This is a genomic window from Arthrobacter sp. 01T428 (genome assembly GCF_056398685.1).
The window spans coordinates 1-4,072 of the sequence record NZ_JBFTPW010000042.1; the positions used below are offsets into that span (position 1 = coordinate 1).

Annotated in this window: 4 protein-coding genes and 1 other RNA gene; 1 reads left to right on the forward strand and 4 read right to left on the reverse strand. The window is 63.9% G+C overall.

All coding sequences use genetic code 11. The features are described 5' to 3' along the window. Positions 1-105: 105 nt before the first annotated feature. The 4 genes from AC1DJB_RS23520 to rnpB form a co-directional block, all read right to left on the reverse strand. Entirely contained in the window at positions 106-495 is a 390-nt protein-coding gene (locus AC1DJB_RS23520) for a hypothetical protein (protein WP_476910970.1), read from the reverse strand. 132 nt (positions 496-627) lie between these two features. Further along, entirely contained in the window at positions 628-837 is a 210-nt protein-coding gene (locus AC1DJB_RS23525; RefSeq protein ID WP_476910971.1) for a hypothetical protein, read from the reverse strand. 85 nt (positions 838-922) lie between these two features. Beyond that, positions 923-2,419: a glyceraldehyde-3-phosphate dehydrogenase gene (locus AC1DJB_RS23530; protein ID WP_306959372.1), complete on the reverse strand. Its 1,497-nt coding sequence runs from the start codon at positions 2,417-2,419 to the stop codon at positions 923-925. A 244-nt stretch (positions 2,420-2,663) separates the two neighbouring features. Next, an RNA gene (rnpB, locus tag AC1DJB_RS23535) (RNase P RNA component class A) lies at positions 2,664-3,054 on the reverse strand. A gap of 113 nt (positions 3,055-3,167) precedes the next feature. Between rnpB and AC1DJB_RS23540 the strand changes: the two genes are divergently transcribed. Continuing rightward, positions 3,168-3,932 (forward strand): YaaA family protein, encoded by a 765-nt coding sequence (locus tag AC1DJB_RS23540; RefSeq protein ID WP_307055055.1) that lies wholly within the window; start codon positions 3,168-3,170, stop codon positions 3,930-3,932. The last annotated feature ends 140 nt before the right edge of the window (positions 3,933-4,072 follow it).

Consider the following 4,072-nt stretch of genomic DNA (forward strand, 5'->3'; position numbering starts at 1 on the left):
CAACCAGCAGGTATGAAAGCTTAGATGATGGGGCGGAGGAACGACGCTCGTCACACAGGTCCCTCAGATTCTGGAGCTGTCCTCGGGTCGGCTGAAAGCCCGTCATCACAGGACTCCAGCGACGGCGCAACTATTCCGAGTGTAGATAACGCAGGTATCGCAGCCGTTCCGGTCGACGTCGAGCCACGCCTGGCCGAATTCATTGCGGTCGTAGTTGTCCTTGGCGGCGCGCCCCTTCACGGGAAGTGCCTCCAGGGCATCAGCCGCCAAACCGAGGGGCACCGGCTGAACCGATTCCACCGGCTTCATCCACTCCGGGTCGAAGACTGGAGCTTCCGTTGGCCCGTTGACCGGGCCCTGTCCCACTGAGAACTGGCCGTCGGTGAAGAACCACCCGACGCCGGCAAGCCCACCCGCGATGATGAGAATCACCAGTACCCAGGCCTGCCGGGAGTGGCGGCGGGCACGTCGATAGGCGGCCCAAGTGGTGCTCAAGGGATTGCGTCCTTTCGGGCAGGAATACGTCCCTTGAGACTAGTTCAGGCGCTGTTCGCCGACGCTGATATCCACAGTGTGGAGGACAAGTCACAGTGTCGGAACAATCACAGCGCAAGCTGCAGGGGCGGCTTACTGCTCCTTGGTGACACGCTTCAGGTCTTCGGCGGCCAGCTCGAGAAGCGACCCCAATTGGATGACCCGCTCCTCGGAGATGTCACCCGCTGCATGTGCGGCCTTGGCTTCGTCGAGAAGCCGCTGGGCTTCCTTGAGGTTGGCGCGCGCTACGTCCAGTGCGTGTTCCAGGGTTGTTTCGTGTTCCAGAATCTTTTCGCTTTCCATGCGTCCATTCTGGTCAGGTTTCCCGGCTGATACCAGCGCATCAGCCGGGAATACCCTGTGTCTTTCCTGGCCTCGGCCTAGGCCGCTAGACGCCGGCGGGCTCCAACGTTGCCTTGGGTTCAAGGTTCACCGCGACGCCGCGTGCCGGGAACGACGGCGGGTTCACGCCGGCCATTTCTTCCATGACGCGGACCACCTGGCAGGAGTAGCCGAATTCGTTGTCGTACCAGACGTAGACCACGAGGTGCTTGTCGGTGGCGATCGTGGCGAGGCCGTCCACGATGCCTGCACGGCGGGAGCCCACGAAGTCCGTGGAGACGACCTCGGGTGAGTCGATGAAGTCGATCTGCTTGCGCAGCTCCGAGTGCAGGGACATTTCACGAAGGTAGTTGTTGACCTCGTCCTTCGTGGTTCCCTTTTCAAGGTTCAGGTTCAGGATGGCCATGGACACGTCCGGGGTGGGAACGCGGATCGCGTTGCCGGTCAGCTTGCCCTGCAGTTCCGGAAGGGCCTTCGCCACAGCCTTGGCCGCACCCGTTTCGGTGATGACCATGTTCAGGGCGGCCGAGCGGCCGCGGCGGTCACCCTTGTGGAAGTTGTCGATCAGGTTCTGGTCGTTCGTGAACGAGTGCACGGTTTCCACGTGGCCGTGGATGACGCCGAACTTGTCGTTGAGGGCCTTGAGCACCGGGGTGATGGCGTTCGTGGTGCAGGAAGCCGCAGTGACGATCGTGTCCGAGTCCTCGATGGAGGAGTGGTTGATGCCGTGGACGATGTTCTTCAGCTCGCCCTTGCCCGGAGCCGTGAGCAGCACGCGGGCCACACCCTTGCTCTGCAGGTGCTGGGAGAGGCCTTCGGCGTCGCGCCAGCGGCCCGTGTTGTCCACCACCAGGGCATCCTTGATGCCGTAGGCCGTGTAGTCGACGGTGGAGGGGTTGTCCGAGTAGATGACCTGGATCTGGACGCCGTTGGCCGTGATCGTGTTGGCGGCCTCGTCCACGCGGATGGTGCCCTCGAAGGAACCGTGCACCGAGTCGCGACGCAGCAGGCTGGCGCGCTTGACGAGGTCGTTCTCGGCGCCCTTGCGGACCACAATCGCACGCAGGCGCAGGCCGTGGCCGCCGCCGGCCTTTTCGATCAGGAGGCGGGCCAGCAGGCGGCCGATGCGGCCGAACCCGTAAAGCACGACGTCGGTGCTGGTCCGGTCGTCCGCGCCGCGGCGCCCGACAACCTCGGCAAGCTCGGCGCGGAGGAAGTCTTCCAGGGGCGTGCCCGCGGCCTCGGCCTTGTACTTCTCGTTCAGGCGGGCGATATCGATCGCAGCAGCCCCGAGGTCAAGTCCGGCCAGGATGTTCAGCAGCGGCGCGGTCTCTTCGAGACGGAGTTCGTCCTTGCTCATCCGGCGCGCGAAACGGTGGGCTTTCAGGATGTTCATCGACGACTTGTTGATCAAGCTGCGCCCGTGGATGCTCGTCACCACGTTGTTCTCACGGTACAGCCGGCCGATCACCGGAATCATGGCCTCGGCCAGCGCTTCGCGGCCCATCCACGTATCAAGACAAGAATCTGATGACTGGCTCACAGAACTACCTTCCTAGGGTCAGCTACATACGTCCTCGTACGTAGATGGCGGCCGCCCGGAGTAATCCTGCGGCACTGGCATCGGCGGGACTTCGGTCTGCCCGGACACCTTGAACGCTGCAAAGAAAAACCGCCGGCTGCGAACGCAGAACCGGCGGTGGAACTTCTACGTTCACTGTCCATTCTAAGGTCTGGCACGGGACGACTTGGCCGCCGGAACGCGTGAAATCACTCACATAGGCGAAGGGATGGGTTGACCGATACGCCGGGTTCTGTCCTCCCTGCCGTTGCCGGCGAAGGAGTGGCGACCATCCATCTACGAACGCCGTTGCCGACGCTCTCCAGCGGCCTACCCGGACACTCGGGCGAGCAGCCCTCGATCGTGCCCTGTCTGGCCTTGCTCCGGGTGGGGTTTACCTAGCCTCCCTGGTCACCCAGGGAGCTGGTGGTCTCTTACACCACCGTTTCACCCTTACCTGCTGCCTGCCTGTGCTGGCACAAGCAGACGCGGGCGGTCTGTTCTCTGTGGCACTAGCCTGCGGGTTACCCCGAGTGGGCGTTACCCACCACCCTGCCCTGTGGAGCCCGGACGTTCCTCGAGCCACTCACGTGGCGCGCGGCCGCCTAGTCAACCCATCCGCCCTACAGTCTACCGGCGTCGGGCCCTGCGCATTTCCGGACGGCACTGCCGGAAGGTACCGCTAGGCAGCTGGCGCCTGTATTACTGGCAATACAGCTAATATCGACTGGTGCTGATTCTGCTGCCGCCCTCCGAAGGCAAGACCCCCGCTGAGAAAGGCTCCGCCGTCGAATGGGAGTCCCTGAGCTTTCCGGAACTCAACAGCTACCGGGCCAAAGTGCTCGACGCGCTGGGCCTGGTCAGCGCGCACGAGGACGCCCTCGCCTTATTGGGGGTGGGCGCGTCCTTGAAGGACGACGTTGAACGCAATACCCGGCTCCACGCCGAACCCGCGGCCCCTGCCCACCAGGTGTATTCCGGTGTCCTCTACGACGCGCTTGGCTACAAGACCCTGACGCCGGCACAGCGCCGCAAGGCGGTGGAGTCGATCCTTGTGGTGTCCGCCCTGTGGGGCGCCATCGGCTTCGGCGACCGCGTGCCCGCCTACCGCCTGTCCATGGGAACGGCACTGCCCGACGTCGGGCGCCTCGCGTCGTTCTGGAAGCCGCAGCTCACCGAGGCCCTCGCCTCGCGGGTGGAGGGCGAGCTGCTGGTGGATTGCCGCTCCAGCACATATGCCGCGGCTTGGGCTCCACCGGCGGCGCAAACTGTCTCCGTCAACGTCTTTTCCGAGTCCAATGGCAAACGCACCGTCGTCAGCCATTTCGCCAAGCACACGCGCGGCGAATTGGCGCGTCACTTGCTGAGCCGCCGAGGAAAGGCGCCAGGGACGCCCGAACAACTCCTCAAGGCAGCCTCGGAAATCTGGACGGCGGAGTTGACGGAAGGCACCGCCCGCAAGCCGCACACCCTCAGCATCATCCTCCCCAACTGATATGTAGAAGCTGTTGTCAAGAGGCAGTGGTGAGCGGCTCCCGGTTTTGGTGTCGGGGGCCGCTTTCCGTTGGGGTGCTGTCCGGGTGTGGTGGGTGTGCTGGCGGGTCTTGTGTTCGACTGCAGTGTCAGACTGATATT

What these genes read in the sequence shown, in the direction of transcription:
- AC1DJB_RS23525 (WP_476910971.1), bottom strand. Translation starts at nt 837, where the DNA reads ATGGAAAGCGAAAAGATTCTGGAACACGAAACAACCCTGGAACACGCA.